16 protein-coding genes and 1 riboswitch are annotated in these 14,885 nt (G+C 38.6%); of the genes, 1 reads left to right on the top strand and 15 read right to left on the bottom strand.

The genetic code is table 11. The features are described from left to right. Positions 1 to 52: 52 nt before the first annotated feature. From rpsA to IGJ00_RS05530, 5 genes are all read right to left on the bottom strand, one after another. On the bottom strand, positions 53 to 1,279 hold the full coding sequence (gene rpsA / locus IGJ00_RS05550) for a 30S ribosomal protein S1 (protein WP_071866361.1): 1,227 nt from the start codon (positions 1,277 to 1,279) through the stop codon (positions 53 to 55). A gap of 133 nt (positions 1,280 to 1,412) precedes the next feature. Then, entirely contained in the window at positions 1,413 to 2,093 is a 681-nt protein-coding gene (gene cmk / locus IGJ00_RS05545) for a (d)CMP kinase (RefSeq protein ID WP_071866360.1), read from the bottom strand. Between the two features lie 126 nt (positions 2,094 to 2,219). Continuing rightward, on the bottom strand, positions 2,220 to 2,855 hold the full coding sequence (locus IGJ00_RS05540; RefSeq protein WP_034688017.1) for an SAG1386/EF1546 family surface-associated protein: 636 nt from the start codon (positions 2,853 to 2,855) through the stop codon (positions 2,220 to 2,222). Between the two features lie 84 nt (positions 2,856 to 2,939). Further along, positions 2,940 to 4,331, bottom strand: a complete 1,392-nt coding sequence (locus IGJ00_RS05535) for a RecQ family ATP-dependent DNA helicase (RefSeq protein WP_065096586.1) — start codon at positions 4,329 to 4,331, stop codon at positions 2,940 to 2,942. After that, complete coding sequence (locus tag IGJ00_RS05530) at positions 4,318 to 5,337, bottom strand: helix-turn-helix domain-containing protein (RefSeq protein WP_142433585.1); 1,020 nt, start codon at positions 5,335 to 5,337, stop codon at positions 4,318 to 4,320. Before IGJ00_RS05530 ends, IGJ00_RS05535 begins: the two co-directional genes overlap by 14 nt. A 29-nt stretch (positions 5,338 to 5,366) precedes the next feature. On the opposite strand from IGJ00_RS05530, the gene IGJ00_RS05525 reads away from it, so the two are divergent. After that, the gene (locus tag IGJ00_RS05525) at positions 5,367 to 5,588 is read left to right on the top strand and encodes a ferredoxin (RefSeq protein ID WP_010735774.1); all 222 of its coding nucleotides are present in this window, start codon (positions 5,367 to 5,369) and stop codon (positions 5,586 to 5,588) included. Positions 5,589 to 5,847: 259 nt separating this feature from the next. Here IGJ00_RS05525 and IGJ00_RS05520 read toward each other — a convergent pair whose 3' ends face one another. The 10 genes from IGJ00_RS05520 to IGJ00_RS05475 all read right to left on the bottom strand — a co-directional run bounded on the left by IGJ00_RS05520 (position 5,848) and on the right by IGJ00_RS05475 (position 14,871). After that, a complete protein-coding gene (locus IGJ00_RS05520) occupies positions 5,848 to 6,579 on the bottom strand; it encodes an alpha/beta hydrolase (protein ID WP_430608365.1) in 732 nt (243 codons plus the stop codon). A 279-nt stretch (positions 6,580 to 6,858) separates the two neighbouring features. Continuing rightward, positions 6,859 to 7,266: a type II toxin-antitoxin system death-on-curing family toxin gene (locus IGJ00_RS05515; RefSeq protein WP_071866357.1), complete on the bottom strand. Its 408-nt coding sequence runs from the start codon at positions 7,264 to 7,266 to the stop codon at positions 6,859 to 6,861. After that, the gene (locus tag IGJ00_RS05510) at positions 7,263 to 7,499 is read right to left on the bottom strand and encodes an addiction module antitoxin (protein WP_071866356.1); all 237 of its coding nucleotides are present in this window, start codon (positions 7,497 to 7,499) and stop codon (positions 7,263 to 7,265) included. The genes IGJ00_RS05515 and IGJ00_RS05510 overlap by 4 nt, the downstream gene beginning before the upstream one ends. Before the next feature lie 222 nt (positions 7,500 to 7,721). Then, the gene (locus IGJ00_RS05505) at positions 7,722 to 9,062 is read right to left on the bottom strand and encodes a M20 family metallopeptidase (protein ID WP_430608364.1); all 1,341 of its coding nucleotides are present in this window, start codon (positions 9,060 to 9,062) and stop codon (positions 7,722 to 7,724) included. A gap of 375 nt (positions 9,063 to 9,437) precedes the next feature. Continuing rightward, positions 9,438 to 10,961, bottom strand: a complete 1,524-nt coding sequence (locus IGJ00_RS05500) for a YfcC family protein (RefSeq protein ID WP_065096592.1) — start codon at positions 10,959 to 10,961, stop codon at positions 9,438 to 9,440. Positions 10,962 to 11,514: 553 nt separating this feature from the next. Further along, positions 11,515 to 12,126 carry an ECF transporter S component gene (locus IGJ00_RS05495; protein WP_019723230.1) on the bottom strand — a complete coding sequence of 204 codons (612 nt, stop codon included), beginning with the start codon at positions 12,124 to 12,126 and terminating at the stop codon, positions 11,515 to 11,517. Positions 12,127 to 12,253: 127 nt separating this feature from the next. Beyond that, positions 12,254 to 12,376: riboswitch (FMN riboswitch) on the bottom strand. An 84-nt stretch (positions 12,377 to 12,460) separates the two neighbouring features. Further along, entirely contained in the window at positions 12,461 to 13,177 is a 717-nt protein-coding gene (locus tag IGJ00_RS05490) for a pseudouridine synthase (RefSeq protein ID WP_010735779.1), read from the bottom strand. Further along, positions 13,177 to 13,752, bottom strand: a complete 576-nt coding sequence (gene scpB, locus IGJ00_RS05485) for an SMC-Scp complex subunit ScpB (protein ID WP_074801184.1) — start codon at positions 13,750 to 13,752, stop codon at positions 13,177 to 13,179. Before scpB ends, IGJ00_RS05490 begins: the two co-directional genes overlap by 1 nt. After that, on the bottom strand, positions 13,736 to 14,506 hold the full coding sequence (locus IGJ00_RS05480; protein WP_269149416.1) for a segregation/condensation protein A: 771 nt from the start codon (positions 14,504 to 14,506) through the stop codon (positions 13,736 to 13,738). Before IGJ00_RS05480 ends, scpB begins: the two co-directional genes overlap by 17 nt. Next, complete coding sequence (locus IGJ00_RS05475) at positions 14,503 to 14,871, bottom strand: GNAT family N-acetyltransferase (RefSeq protein ID WP_071866353.1); 369 nt, start codon at positions 14,869 to 14,871, stop codon at positions 14,503 to 14,505. Before IGJ00_RS05475 ends, IGJ00_RS05480 begins: the two co-directional genes overlap by 4 nt. Between the last annotated feature and the right edge of the window lie 14 nt (positions 14,872 to 14,885).

The following is a 14,885-nucleotide window of genomic DNA, read 5'->3' as shown; positions in this document are numbered from 1 at the left end:
TGTACAACTTCCCTTGATGCTGTAAATTCGCGCTTCGGGAACGATCATTCATTTATTTTTCAGAATCATCTGTTGCTGTTTCTTCTACTTCCCCTTTTAAGGCTTCGCCTAAGATGTCACCCATTGTAAATCCTGTGTTTTCTTCAGGTAACTCATAAGACTCAACTTCTTTTGGTTCTTTATCAGAAGCAGGTTTTTCTTCTAATGCTTTGATACTTAATGCAATCCGGTGCTCTTCTGGATTGACTTCTAAAACTTTCACTTGGACATCATCGCCCTCATGCAACACTTCATGTGGTGTCGCGATGTGTTTATGTGAGATTTGTGAGATGTGGACAAGCCCTTCCACTGTTGGGAATACTTCAACAAAGGCACCAAAGCTAGTTAATCGTTTCACTTTACCTTCAAGTACAGCGCCTACTGGAGCTTTTGTTTCGATATCTGTCCAAGGTCCAGGCAATGTGTCTTTGATCGATAATGAGATACGTCCTTGTTCTGGATTGATTGAAAGAACTTTGACTTTCACTTCATCACCAACAGCTAAAACATCACCCGGTTTAGCAACATGTCCGTGAGAAATCTCAGAAACGTGTACTAATCCATCGATGCCGCCTAAATCAACAAATGCACCAAAATCTGTGATACGAGCAACGCGTCCTTCGATCACGTCATTTTCTTGGATAGTTGATAGTAATTCTTTTTTCTGTGCTTCTTTTTCTGTTTCAACGACTGCTTTGTGTGAAAGGATCAAGCGATTTTCTGATGGTTCGATTTCAACGATTTTGAATGTCATCGTTTTTCCTTTGTATTCAGAAAAATCAGCGACAAAATGATCTTCTACCATTGATGCCGGAACAAATCCACGAACACCGACATCGACAACTAAACCACCTTTAACTACATTTGTCACTGGTGCTTCGATTATGTTTCCAGCTTGGAAATCTTTTTCGATATCCTCCCAAACTTTTTTCGCATCTAAGCGTCGTTTTGATAAAAGGTAACTTCCGTTTTCTTTGTCTTTACCAATCGTGCTGATCACGACTAGATCTAACGTATCGCCAACCTTTACCACTTCGTTGATATCTTCAACCGGTAAAGTAGATAATTCTTTTGCAGGAACTACGCCTTCAACACCCGTTCCTTCGATTCCAACGATGGCTTGTTTGTCTTCAATGACTAAAACTTCTCCTTTGACGACATCGCCAACGCTCACTTCTTGAACGCTATTCATTGCATCTTCCATAGATTGGTCTGTCTGATTTTGTTCAAATTCTGTCATAACACTTGTCCTCCTAACCAACATTCTGCCGTTAACTACGGTACTGCCTATAGTTTAATTGATTATTTGAAAAAAATAAAGCGATTTCGTTTGTTTTCCATTAAAATGGTCGGATTCTTCGCTTTTTTTCTATTTAGTCAAGAAAATATCCTTTTTGTTGAATCACTTCTTTGATCGCTTGGACAACTTCTTGAATCGTTTTACCGGTTGTATCGATCCGTATCGCATCTTCTGCTTGCTTCAGGGGTGAAACTTTTCTAGTAGAGTCATATTCATCACGTGCTTGTATTTCTTTTGTCAATTCTTCTAAGTCTGTCGGAATATTTTTCTCAAGGTTTTCTTTGTGTCGTCTTTGTGCCCGTTCAGATACGCTGGCTACCAAGAAAATCTTCACTTCGGCTTTTGGTAAAACAGCGGTACCGATATCTCGCCCATCCATGACGACACCCCCATCTTCACCGATTTTTTTCTGGATCGCAACAAGAGCTTCGCGTACTTTTGAATGCGCAGCTACTTCAGAGACCGCTCGTGTAACGTCTGGTTGTCGAATATCTGAAGTAACGTCTTGCCCAGCTACAAAGACATGTTGTCCATCTGCCATTTGCTCAAATGAAATAGGGTTTTTATTGATCAAATCGACTAACTCTGTTTCATCTGAAAAAGCAATGTGATGTTTGATTGCCAAGTAAGTGACTGCACGATACATCGCGCCCGTATCTGTATAAATGTAGTTCAATTCATTTGCGATGATTTTAGCTACCGTACTTTTGCCTGAAGAGGCAGGACCATCAATTGCGATACTAATTCGTGTCATTTTTCATAAACTCCCTTTTCTCAAAAAAAAGGGGCTGTGGCTCAAGCCACTGCTCCTTATTTAATTACATTTTATGAAGATACTCTGAGGAAAAACAACTCTTCAGTATTATCTTTTTCACTCCATTTATTGGACTCTAAGTTCTTGTCCTGGATATAACATGTAGTTGTTTGGATCGATTCCGTTCAACTGGAACAATTGATCGACTGTAATGCCTGCGCGTTCTGCTACTTGTCTAGGACCTTCACCCGCTTGAACGACTGTGGTTGAACCTGAAACACCTGCGCCTGCCTCTGGTGTTGAAGTAGGTGTTGTTTCTTGTGGAGCCACACTGCTTGGTGTTGTTTGTTCTGGTTCTGTTACTGTTGAAGATGGTGTTGTTTCTGGTGTCACAGCACTTGTGGGTGTTGTTTCTCCAGCAACTGATTGTGTATCAGAAGTTGGTTCACTAGAAACTGTCGTCGATTCTACAGTTGATTCTACAGTCGAACTTTCTACGATCGATGAAGTCGTAGAGGAAGAAGATGCAGCGGTAGCACTGTTACTTGATCCGTTTCTGATCCAGAAGTAAGCTCCTGCTGGAATCGCAATACATAAAACTAATAAAATCAAAAATAGTGATAAGAACAGGGTGTTCCCTTTCTTTTGCTGTCTTTGCGTACTTCTTGAAGATGCTTCATCCTCTGTATCGTAAATTGGTTGTTCCCATGGTTCTTGTGTTTCGTTATTTTCTGATGATTGATGTCTATCTTTTCTACTCACCTTATTGACCTCCTAAATTCTTTCCTAGTTATTATACCATAGGATAATCTTGATTGTACGAAAAAAATACCTCGCACCATTTTTTTAAAATAAATTTAGTAAAATCGTTTGCCAGTCTTTTACTTCTACGGTTGGACTTATTTGCCCTGTTTCAGTTAGAAATAATGATGCGCCATCTCGGTCACAGCAGTCTTTAGGCTTCTCTTTGAGAGTTTCATCGAAATAGTCCATCAGACGTTCTCGTCTACAGGTCGTTTCATGGATATAAGCAAGCATCTGTTGTAGTTGCTTGATTTTCACTTGTTCTTGTTTTTTTAATTGCAGAAGCCATGTATCAGGACTTTGTATTTCATTTACTACCATCAGCCATTTTTGCTGGATCTCATCGAACTGAGGCGCCTCTGTTTGCCCAGTTGACAGATGTTCTTCGAAAATCTGGCGTTGTTCTTTAGACAATTGTTGGAAAAAGTAATGGATCCCTTCATCTCCTGGTCGGTAAAGCAACACAGCGCTACTAGGTCGCTGATCTCGGCCTGCTCGACCAATTTCTTGCATATAATTTTCCAAGCTATCTGGTAGATCATAATGGATGACATACCGAATGTCTGCTTTATCGATCCCCATACCAAACGCATTCGTCGCAATCAAAAATTGCAGTTGATTTTGACTGAATTGTTGTTGAAGTTGGCGGCGTTGTGAGGCATCTAGCCCTCCATGATAATACCCCACAGCATAGTCTTTGCGAAACAGTTGATAAAGACGTTCGACTTCTTTTTTAGTCGCACAATAAATGATCATTGCCCCGTCTGCTTGTGCCATCAGCTGACGTAATTGCTGGTCTTTTTCATCTGTATGAAAGACAAATAATGAGATATTTTCTCGATTAACTGAATGTTTGACGATGACAGGTTTTGTGCGAAAGAGAATGTGTTCGATCTCTTCTTGTACCGGTCGCGTGGCTGTTGCCGTCAAAGCTAAGGTAGTTGGTGATCCTAATTCTTTTGCGACTCTTCCGAGAGATTGATACTCCGGTCGAAAATCAATGCCCCACTGTGAGACACAATGAGCTTCATCGACTACGTACAACGAAATTTTTTGTTGCTTCAGCGCATGAAGTACTTCCGGTTGCTGCAACATCTCGGGACTGACAAAGACAAATTTATATTCGGATAAATGAGCTAACACATACTGTTTTTCACTTCTAGTAAGTAAGCTATTATAGGCAACCACCCTTTTCTCTCCTCGTTTTTGCAATTGCCCTACTTGATCTTCCATCAAAGAGAGTAAAGGAGAAACGATCAAGACCATCCCATCTTGCAAATAGCCAGTCAACTGATAACATAAACTTTTGCCATTACCAGTTGGCAGGATCGCTAAAACATCTTTCTGATTCAATAAGGTGGAAATAATCTCTTCCTGTCCTTGGCGAAAAGAGGAAAAACCAAAATACTGTTTCAATGGATCAAGCAAATCCATTTTTATCCCCTCCTTTAAATGTCTCGATTTGTACCAAACGAAATTCTCCGTAATCGATCGTTTGTTCTTCAAGGTCTTTATATCTTAGTGTAAGAAGTGGTCGCTCCAACAAAGCTAAAGATTTTCTTGTCTCGGAGTGGATCAGTCGTTCAAAAGGAAAATCATCAAAAAAGATGGCCCACTCGATCAAATGATCATTGATCGTCCCTTTCTTCAACCCTCGCTTGCTCATCACCTGATCCACTGAATCTCCAGATAAAATCATTGCTCTTGTCGTCAACATGCTTTGATTATAATTTTGTCTTAGCAACGGTGCCAGCAAATCGTATAACAAGAAATCTGAATGCTGTTCGATAATCGCTAATAAGCGATGGATACATTGATCTTGGAATAGTTGCTGTGCTACGCCATCTTCAAGAGTGGTCAGCTGGTACGCGAGTAAGCCTGTTTGCTTTTTACCAGAAAATTGGTTTGCTAAGAAGTTCGCCTGTTCGTCTGGCATCAGAGTAAAAATAGTAGAAAGTTCCTTTGATACTTGAGCGACCAGCTCCGTTTTGGTACACGTTGCTTCTTTCAACCATCTCTTCACTTGGTACGCATAAAAAGGCCCCGTCTCTACTGGTAAATAAGCTGTTTCATTGGCGGATAAGTGAGAGACGACTTGTACAGAGAATTTCAGCAAACGCCAACTAGTAGTAGCTGTACGTCCATACTTATCATAGTGTAGTCCGGTGAGGGATTCTTTTTTTCTTCGCATTTCCCCTTTTTTCGTCAGTTGCAACTCTCGGTCTTCCCACTTTAATAATCCCTCATCTATCATCTGTTGGATCTGTTTATCAAACGTTGCTTGTTCAAGTGAAGGAAAACAACCATGAACAACTAATAATCGCTGAAAAAAGCCAAAAAGTAGTACCGAGGATGTACGCTTGCCACTTAATAATTGATAGAGTGAGCTTGCTCGTAACTTGTCACTTGAAGAAAATAAAGATAAAATAAACTCAGTCATAGTAATCCCCTTACGTTAGGATGGTGAATATGTCATTATTATGTAAATTAGTTCCTGAACGTTGTATTGCATGTGGTCTATGTCAAATCGAGGCGCCTGATATCTTTGATTATGATGAAGAAGGAATCGTCTTATTTGCACAAGAACCAGAAGCACATCAACAATTCGTTCAGCCTTTAGAAGAAGCCAACGTAACCAAAGCTTATCAAAAATGTCCGGTTCGAGCAATCTTATTGGAAAAAGAAAATTGACCGCTCTCTTACAACTAACTTTTAGCAGGACTGTCCGATGATCTACTTGTTTTTTCTATCTCACAAAAAATAGATGAGGTAATCGTATTCCCCTCAAGTGATAAGGCGTCATCCACGAAAATGATTCTTAAATTTTTTTGTGGATGACGCCTTATTTTTCTAGGAGCTTCCTTTGAGACGTCTGTATCCGCCGATCAGCTTGTGAAATTTTCAATTATAAACGGATCATTTCTTTTCGTCGTTCCGAAAAGTGACGCTCTTACTTGATTTGGTTCAGCCAATTCATCATGGTCGTGACGATTGCTGTTTGTTGGTCTTCATTACTGATTGTTGCTTCACCATCACCTTTTTGATGACCATAACTACCAAATCCGCCGTGGTTCCCTCCAGCGATGGAAACAAATTCTGTTTGTTCAGGTAAATAAGCTTTTGCTTCATCAGCTGCTTCTTGGTTCATGACTTTGTCTTCACTTCCGGTGATACTGATGACCTGTAAATCAGTTTTTTCCAATGTCCCCTTTTCATCCGGATAACTTGCCATGAAATAAATACCTTTTAATCGTTCGTCATCCAGATTTGCATTAGCATAACGACTTGCCATCACGCCACCTAAAGAATGTCCCCCAATCACAAAATCTTGATCTTTGAAATCCTCTCTGATTTTGTCTGCTTTGTTGCCACTCAGGATCGCCAGTTCAAAAGGCATTTTAGCAATGGCTACCGTATAGCCATTTTCTGCTAGTTGTTCTGCCCATATACTATAACTTTCTGGTTCAACGAGCGCACCAGGATAAAAAATCACCATTGGATGTTCCGCCGATTTTTGCGATTCGAATAATAAATAATCCTCTTTATCTATTCCTTGTTTAAATGATTGCTCTGCTTGAATCGATGGTTCGTACACACTTTGTTGCCAATAAAAATAACCTCCGATAGCACCTAATCCCAGTACGATCACTAATCCTATCAGGACTCTTTTGAATATTTTCAAAAAACATCACCTTCCGTCAACTTTCATTTGATACTCTTATACACTAAATAAAATACGGTAAAATTGCAAATGATTTTATGTAAGATGTTATTATTGGATATCTTTGTAAGGAGGAACAAGTGACAATGAAAATCCACCACTACTTTGACAAAATTTCTCAAAATAGTGGTGGTTTCTTACATTGTTATATTAAACTCAATTTATGTATTCACTGTTGTGCATGAACTCGCCTCATTTACTCTAGGAAACGATTAATCAACTGGAAAATCGATGTGGGAACTACTTTGGATTAACTTTTCCTGACCGAGTTAGGTAAGTCGAGACAGTTCGTTTTAATTCATCAAATTCTTTTTTACTAGTAGTAATATCTAAAATGAATTTAACTGCCTCTTGCTGGGTAAAAGTTGTTGTATATCCATTCGCTTGCAAAAATGTAATCATCGATACAAATGCTGTACGTTTGTTACCATTATGAAAAGGATGCTTTGTAGCTAAATTGATTGTAAGTATAGATGCTTTATCAAATATCGTAGGATACAAATCTCTGCCAAAAACTGACTGTGCAGGTTGATTTATTGCCATATCTAGTGCAGTTGCATCTTTTATACCGATTGTTTCACCTTGAGAATATGCTAAAATTACTTTAGCATTTATCTTTATGATGTGTTTTGAAGTCAAATATATCATAGGTCGACCAAATCTTTCAATGCTTGATCATATTGATTCATCACAGAGTCGACAATAGTATCAATATCAATTTCCTCTTGTGCTTTTACTATCCTAACTGCCCCATCTTTATCAAATATATAACTAATGGACTCTCCAGTTTTAACTCCAATATACTCTTTTACTTCATTTGGTATTGTTGTTACATCACTATTTCCAGATTTTCTGATTTTGTATTTACGAATTTTATCCATTAATTTTTTCCTTTCTGTTTATAATATATTCAATATGTAGATACATATTATCATAGTATCTACATTCCAACAAATTTCTGAGTATGTGAAATAGCTATTACGCTTGTTGCTTAATTATGGATGTTTAGATGGTGAAGAAATCCACCACTACTTTGACAAAGTTTCTCAAAATAGTGGTGGTTATTTTTTATAAATCTTATTCGTTTCTTAACTAACTATGGTTTACTTTCCACACAAGCGATAAACCGCTTCTGCGTAGATTTCCATCGCTTTGTACATGCTGCTTAATTCCCATCGTTCATTGGCTTGGTGCATGAAGTCTGGTGTATCAGGGAACATTGCACCGAAAGCGACACATTGGTTCATCGTACGGGCAAAGGTTGCTCCACCAGAAACAAATGGCTCAGTCATGTCCCCTGTGATATCACGGTACGTTCCTAATAAGTTTTGGATCAATTCGCTCTCCAAAGGAACGTATAATGAATCCAAGAAATCAAATTCTTCATATGATAAATCGTATGCTTTGATTTTTTCTGTCATTTTTTCGACAAGTTCCTCTTTTTTGAAGGTTACAGGGATACGCATGTCCACCCCGATTTTTGTTTGCTCAGGTGTGATTTCTAAACTAGCGAAGTTCATCGTCAACTCACCAGATTGTTCGTCAACAGTCTTTCCGACTACTTTTTCACCAGTCGCATTTTCTTGGACTAATTCACCTAAAAACTTAATTGGCGCAAAATCAAAAACTTCAGATAAAGCGATCGCTAAACGAGAAATCGCATTGACACCTTCTGCGGCATCCTTTGCGTGGATACTTTTTCCTAGCACTGTGATCGAGTTACCTTGATCTTCAAAATCGAAGTTGTGTTTCGTTAACGCTGCTTTTACTTCTGCCAATTTTTCGCCCGAATATGGTGCAGAATCCGGCACTACATTTAGTGCCCCACCAGCATTTACAGAAAATTCATTTGTGCCAGGACCTGTCAAGTAAGCTTGTAGCAAGCCTTTTTCTGCATAGATCAAAGGAAATTCTGCATCTGGCGCAAAGCCTTGTGTGATTCCTTCTTCTTTTTCATTGTATTTATCTAAACAACGCCAAAGGTTTTCTTCGTCCGTTCCGAAGATGAAACGAATGCGCGTATTAAATTCTACCCCTGCATCCATCAATGCTTTCACTGCATACATCGCAGCAATCGAAGGTCCTTTATCGTCTTGAGAGCCACGACCAACTAGCCAGCCATCTTTGATCGTTGGCTCAAAAGGTTTAGATTCCCAGTTTTTTTCATCGCCTCCAGGGACAACGTCCATATGGCATAAGATACCAAATAACTCGTCTCCTGAGCCTACTTCTGCATAACCATAGTAGCCTTCGGGATCTTTAAATGTTTTGAAACCTAATCCTTCACTGATTTCTAACACTTTATCTAAAGCTTCTACAACTTTTTTCCCAAAAGGATGTCCCTCTCCAGAATCAGATTCATCCAACACAGAAGGAATTCTGATCAACTCACTTAATGATTCTAATGCTTGTTCATGATGTTGTTCTGTTACAAATTGTTTCATCAACTTTGCCTCCTCATTATTTTAAAAAAAAGATGACGGCAGAAAATACTACTTTGATCCACATGTCCATCTGCTCGAGTGCAATAGGACACTGTTTACGAAATTTTCTGTGCAAAAGCCAACGCCTTCGGAAATAAGCGACAAAACCCAAAATCCAAGTTTCGGGTTTTGTCGCTTATTTCTTGGCGCTGGATTCTTCAGTCACCATTTCATAACAGAGTAACTCGTTTTTTCAAAGGTCTTATTTCTACCGACGATCTCTTACATACAAGTGATACATCGTACATGGTAAATAAAGGATTCATATCTCTTTATTCAGTCAATAGATAGTGTTTCTTCATTTATCATAGAACTTTGGCTGTCATTTGTCTAGAATTAGAACATTGCTGCTACACCTAAGATCACACAGATGGCAACAAATAAGATGGCAATCAACTTCCCAGTGAATTTCCACCAAACGGAAATATCAAAGCGGGCAATGGCGATTGCACCCATTACGATAGCAGAAGTTGGCGTGATCAAGTTCACTAAACCAGATGCTGATTGGTAAGCAGTGATTACTAGATCTTTACCGACACCGGCAAATTCTCCCATTGGTCCCATGATTCCCATTGTAGCAGCTGCTAAGCCAGAAGTTGATGGAATCAAGAATGACATAGGGATATAGAAGATAAATGTAAGGATCAAGAAGACACTTGATGATAATGAGCTTAATCCTTGTTCTCCCCAATGTAAGATCGTATCTGTGATCAGACCGTTGTTCATCACTACTTGGATCCCACGGGCAACAGCGACAACGATTGCTACACCGATCAAGTCTGAAGCACCTGCTAAGAATTCTTTGACAAAATCAGATTCTTTCATACCAAAAGTGATTGCCACAACGATTGACATTACTAAGAATAACATTGTGATTTCAGGGAAATACCAATCGCCTAGAGGCAACATGTTTTTACCTAAAACAGTTCCAATTACAGGTAGGCCAGTTAACCAATTTGTCAATGACTCAAAAATAGTGAAGTTTTCATTCAATGTTGTCCACGGAATCAAACTAATGATCATGATACCAAAAGTAAGGAAGAACAATACATTCACATGTTTTTGTTTTTTCGTGATCATTTCTTGACGATTGATTGCTTCGATATCAAAGTGTTTCATGTCTTCTTCGCGCTGATTATATACTAAAGATTTGGTTGGATCTTTTTCGATCTTCGACGCATAGCGATACACATAAATAATAGAGATTGTTAATAAGACAACGAACATAAAGAAACGTAACCCAATTCCTTCACCCATTGAAATACCAACGGCTTGTGATGCAACTCCTGTCGCAAATGGGTTAACTGTTGATGCCAAACAACCCACTTGAGATCCGACCAACACGATGGCTACTGCTGTGACAGTATCAAAACCAACGGCCATCATAACAGGAATCAATAATGCGTAAAATGGAATCGTTTCTTCCGCCATTCCATAAGTTGATCCACCTAAAGCGAATAAAAGCATCAATACAGGGATCAACATTTTTTCTTTCCCTTTGAAGCGTTTAACAACAGTTGCGATCCCAGCATCTAATGCGCCAGTTTTATTGATAATTCCTAAGAAACCACCAACAATTAAGATAAAGAATGAAATTGGAATTGCCGCAGGTGTTTCTTTCGTTAACTCACCCGCTGGTACACCCAACATCCCGTTGACTGGAGCCATAAAGATATCCCAAAGTCCTTGTGGATTTTGTTGGACTCTTTCGTAAGACCCTGCAATGATATTACCGGCTTCATCCACACTGTAGTGTCCTGCTGGGATGAACCATGTAAGTACAGCGATAATGGCAATAATAATGAATAAGACCGAGTACGCTGAAGGCATTTGAAATTTCTTCTTCGTTGTTTGTTCCATTTTCTTCTTCCTTTCTTGTTTCAAAAATCTTTGACACATCGGTATTTTATCAAAAAGATGATAAGAACAAAAATAATAACTAGTAGATTCGATAAATTTTATTCAAAACCCTCGTTTATTGTCCCTCCTTTGATTATTTAATTGAAATGCTTTATTCATACTAATTGTAGCGTTTCCGTCGTCTATTATATCAGGTCCATCTAACAAACAAAAGGAGAAGAATTTCACGTTAAAACGTATAAAATACATTTTTATACAAAAAGGCAAAAAATACTCAGACACGATTTATAAAACGCTTACACAATGTCGGTTATTGAATTTTTTTTCATAACAAAATATTAAGAAAAACTTTAAAAAAATATGTGTTAGCTATAAGAATACCTATGATTGGTCATTTGTTATCATCCAAAAAAAACTATCTAGGCTCTATATAAATAACTGGAAATGCCCTTTTTAGTAAAAAAAACTTGAAAGTAGGAATTACTACTTTCAAGTTTACTTGTATTTTCTGTATTATAATATATCGTAGTTTTTTAAAAAGAGTCGTTTACTTTTATTTTACCACGCTATGTCGTTTTTCTAACTGGTGTTGTTTTCTGCTCAACCAAGGCAGTAGTTTGGCGTGTAAGACAAGGAATGCCACACTAACGATAAATCCTTTGATCAAGTTAAAAGGTACGATACCGATCAAAATGTAATTTGCCAGTGGCATACCTAACATTTGGGTTGCGTTAAGGCCTAAAAATGTTAAATAAAGAGGGGTGATCACAAAATAGTTCGCAATACTCATGAAAATGGTTAGTGCAAGTGTTCCACTGATCACGCCTAAAATTTGATTTTTTCCTTTTTGGTATTTGTTTCTTTTGAAGATGTAGAAAATCGGTAAAGTAAAGACCGCTGTTGAAAAGAAACTAGCGACGTCGCCAACTAGATTCTCCGGACTAAAACCGGTCATGATCAAATGTAAGATCGAACGTAAAAACGCGGTAACGATCCCCGCTAACGGACCAAATAAAAACATGCTGATCAAAACTGGGATATCACTAAAATCGATTTTCAAAAAGCTAAATGTTGGCATGATTGGAAATGAGAAAAATTGCAAAACCAATCCGATTGCAGCAAATAATGCGACCGCAACCATTTTTTGTACTCGGGTGTTCTTCATGTTGAAATCCTCCTGTTGGGATTCCTCTTCAGCGAACTATTCAACCACGTAAACACAAACAAAAAAACTCTATTTTCGCAGGGGAAAATAGAGTTAGAGTCATTTGTACATACGTATGCCAAATAAGCTCTATCTTCTTTATCCAGACTTTACTGTCGGTATCGGAATTTCACCGATTCAGCTACTCGCAAAAGTAGGTCGTGGACTATAACCACCGGTCGGGAATTTCACCCTGCCCCTGAAGACGAACCATATCTAATTTTTGTTTACCATTTTATTATACTTATTTCATAACAAAAAAGCAAGGTATTTAGTCTTACAAAAAGTAAGTTATTTATTTTGATTGATTCAATAACTGACTGATTTCTTTTTTATTGAGCTCACGATACTCACCAGGACGTAAACCTTGCAAGGTCAATTCGCCATATTTTTCTCGTTTTAATTTTTGCACAGGTAACCCGACGGCTTGTAGCATGTTTTTTACTTGGTGGTTACGGCCTTCATGGATCGTTAATTCTACGATACTATGATTCGTATGAGGATCAACAGATAAAATAGCATACTTTGCAGGTGACGTTTTCTTTCCTTCAATTTTGATTCCTTTTGTCAATGGATTCAGCGCTGACTTAGTGGCGATCCCTTTGACTTTGGCAACATATACTTTATCAACTTCATGCTTTGGATGCGTCAATCGTTGCGCAAAATCACCATCATTCGTCAATAAAAGTATGCCAGAAGTATCATAATCTAGTCGTCCAACTGGATAGATGCGCTCTTTGACCATTGGTAATAGGTCTGTCACTACTTTCCGGCCCTTGTCATCTGCTACAGCAGAAATGACGCCTTTTGGCTTATAAAGTAAATAGTAGCCATATTCTTCTTGATAGATCGGCACTTGGTCGACTTCCACTGTATCGTGTTTGCCAACTTTTACGCCAAGTTCTTTGACGACTTGACCATTTACTTTTACTCGACCAGCCAAAATATATTCTTCGGCTTTACGGCGAGAGGTAATTCCTGCGTGAGCAATTACTTTTTGTAATCTTTCCATTATATGTTTTCTCCTTCATGCACGCCATCAAAAAATAAATCAAGGGGTGCGTCTTCTTCCAGTGAACGTTCGATATCTTGAATATCGGGTAACTCATTTAGCGATCTCAGACCAAAATAATCTAAAAAATGACTTGTGGTCCCGTAAAGGATCGGGCGACCTGGTCCATCAACTCGCCCTTTTTCTTCGATCAGTTGGTGTGCAGTCAAGCGTTGAATCGCGCCAGAAACTTGAACACCACGAATCAACTCGACCTCACTTCTAGTGATCGGTTGTTTATATGCAATGATTGCTAGTGTTTCGACTGCCGCTTGTGACAAGGTATTCGATGTCCCTTGCGCGTATCTTTTGACGATCGGCGCTAACTCCTTTTTGGTAGTCAGCACGATTTGTTTTTCTGTTTCAAAAAGATGTAACGCTGTGTTGTCATTTGCTTCATAACTAGCTGCCAACTCTGCCACTAAAGCAGTCGTTTCTTCTCGTGTATAGGTCAGTAAGGCACTCAATTCTTCGATTGTCGTCCCTTCTTCTCCTACTATAAATAAGATTGCTTCAAGTTCACTTAATTTCGTCATGTTGTGTATCTCCTACTGCTGGATAAAGCATGATTGATTCATAATTTTTTTCTTGCTGAGCCACGATCTGTCCATTTTTCATCAATTCGAGGATCGCCAAAAATGTTGTGACGACTTCGTTTCTAGAAGGCGTTTCAAAAAAAGATTCGAACAAACAGCCATTTTTTTGAGAGACGATGCGCTGTTGGATAAATGTCATTCGTTCTTCGATTGTCGCATCATCAGGTGCGATCGTTTTTTCTTCTTTTTGGGCAAATTTCTTTCGTTCTAAAATTTTCTGCATGGCTTGAAATAAATCGATTTTTTTCACTTGTCCACGCTTCAATGGTTTTTCTTGACCCAATAACTCATCGATTGCAGAAGGTTCTTTTGTGAAATACAAACTACGTTCTTCTGCCTTTTCAGTAAGCTTCTCTGCTGCATATTTGAATTTGCGGTATTCTAACAGCTGATTAACTAATTCGTCACGAGGATCTTCTTCCCAAAATTCTTCTTCGTCATTGCTCACTTCTTGGATAGGCAATAAAGTCTTGCTTTTGATTGCCATCAGTGTTGCCGCCATGACGAGATATTCTCCTGCCACAGCTAACTCAAGCGTCTTCATCGTATGGATATAGTTCATGTATTGTTCCGTGATAGTGGCGATCGGGATATCGTAAATATCGATCGACATATCTTGGATCAGATGAAGGAGTAAATCTAATGGACCTTCAAAGACATCTAATTTGATATTGATTTCTGTCACATCATTCACTCTTTCTTATTTTCCTTGATCCATCTACTTAAATAAGCTTCTGTGATATCCGTTGGATGGATCAACACATCAGGGTATTTTGCTTGCAATTCATTCAACATTTGAAACCCGATATTCTCCCCCCGGTAGGAAGGATTCAACGAAATATCGTGAATCGTCATCTGATCTTTATCATTCCAATGAACACCAATGACTCCTTGGATATTTGTAGAATCTTCTGGTGTATAGAAAAAAAGTTCATAATCCTCAGCAGATTCATACGTATCGATCTCTTTTAGTAAACTTGATTCTGCATTTAACTTTTTATGAAAGCTCAATAGTCCCATCGCGATTTTTCGGTTTTCTTTTCGATAATGTGTTAACATTTTCTCACCATCCT

The organism is Enterococcus sp. AZ062, assembly GCF_051715065.1.
Lineage (GTDB): Bacteria > Bacillota > Bacilli > Lactobacillales > Enterococcaceae > Enterococcus_B > Enterococcus_B mundtii.
Note: the sequence above shows the minus strand (reverse complement) of the source record. Positions and strands in the feature narration are given on the sequence as shown.

Bases quoted from the DNA above. Each gene is read 5' to 3' on its own strand.
- IGJ00_RS05510 (WP_071866356.1), bottom strand. From the start codon at position 7,499: ATGGATAAAATTCGTAAATACAAAATCAGAAAATCTGGAAATAGTGAT.
- IGJ00_RS05505 (WP_430608364.1), bottom strand. From the start codon at position 9,062: ATGAAACAATTTGTAACAGAACAACATCATGAACAAGCATTAGAATCA.
- cmk (WP_071866360.1), bottom strand. From the start codon at position 2,093: ATGACACGAATTAGTATCGCAATTGATGGTCCTGCCTCTTCAGGCAAA.
- IGJ00_RS05515 (WP_071866357.1), bottom strand. From the start codon at position 7,266: ATGATATATTTGACTTCAAAACACATCATAAAGATAAATGCTAAAGTA.
- scpB (WP_074801184.1), bottom strand. From the start codon at position 13,752: ATGACGAAATTAAGTGAACTTGAAGCAATCTTATTTATAGTAGGAGAA.
- IGJ00_RS05530 (WP_142433585.1), bottom strand. From the start codon at position 5,337: ATGACTGAGTTTATTTTATCTTTATTTTCTTCAAGTGACAAGTTACGA.
- IGJ00_RS05525 (WP_010735774.1), top strand. From the start codon at position 5,367: ATGTCATTATTATGTAAATTAGTTCCTGAACGTTGTATTGCATGTGGT.
- IGJ00_RS05495 (WP_019723230.1), bottom strand. From the start codon at position 12,126: ATGAAGAACACCCGAGTACAAAAAATGGTTGCGGTCGCATTATTTGCT.
- IGJ00_RS05490 (WP_010735779.1), bottom strand. From the start codon at position 13,177: ATGGAAAGATTACAAAAAGTAATTGCTCACGCAGGAATTACCTCTCGC.
- IGJ00_RS05500 (WP_065096592.1), bottom strand. From the start codon at position 10,961: ATGGAACAAACAACGAAGAAGAAATTTCAAATGCCTTCAGCGTACTCG.
- IGJ00_RS05535 (WP_065096586.1), bottom strand. From the start codon at position 4,331: ATGGATTTGCTTGATCCATTGAAACAGTATTTTGGTTTTTCCTCTTTT.
- rpsA (WP_071866361.1), bottom strand. From the start codon at position 1,279: ATGACAGAATTTGAACAAAATCAGACAGACCAATCTATGGAAGATGCA.
- IGJ00_RS05475 (WP_071866353.1), bottom strand. From the start codon at position 14,871: ATGTTAACACATTATCGAAAAGAAAACCGAAAAATCGCGATGGGACTA.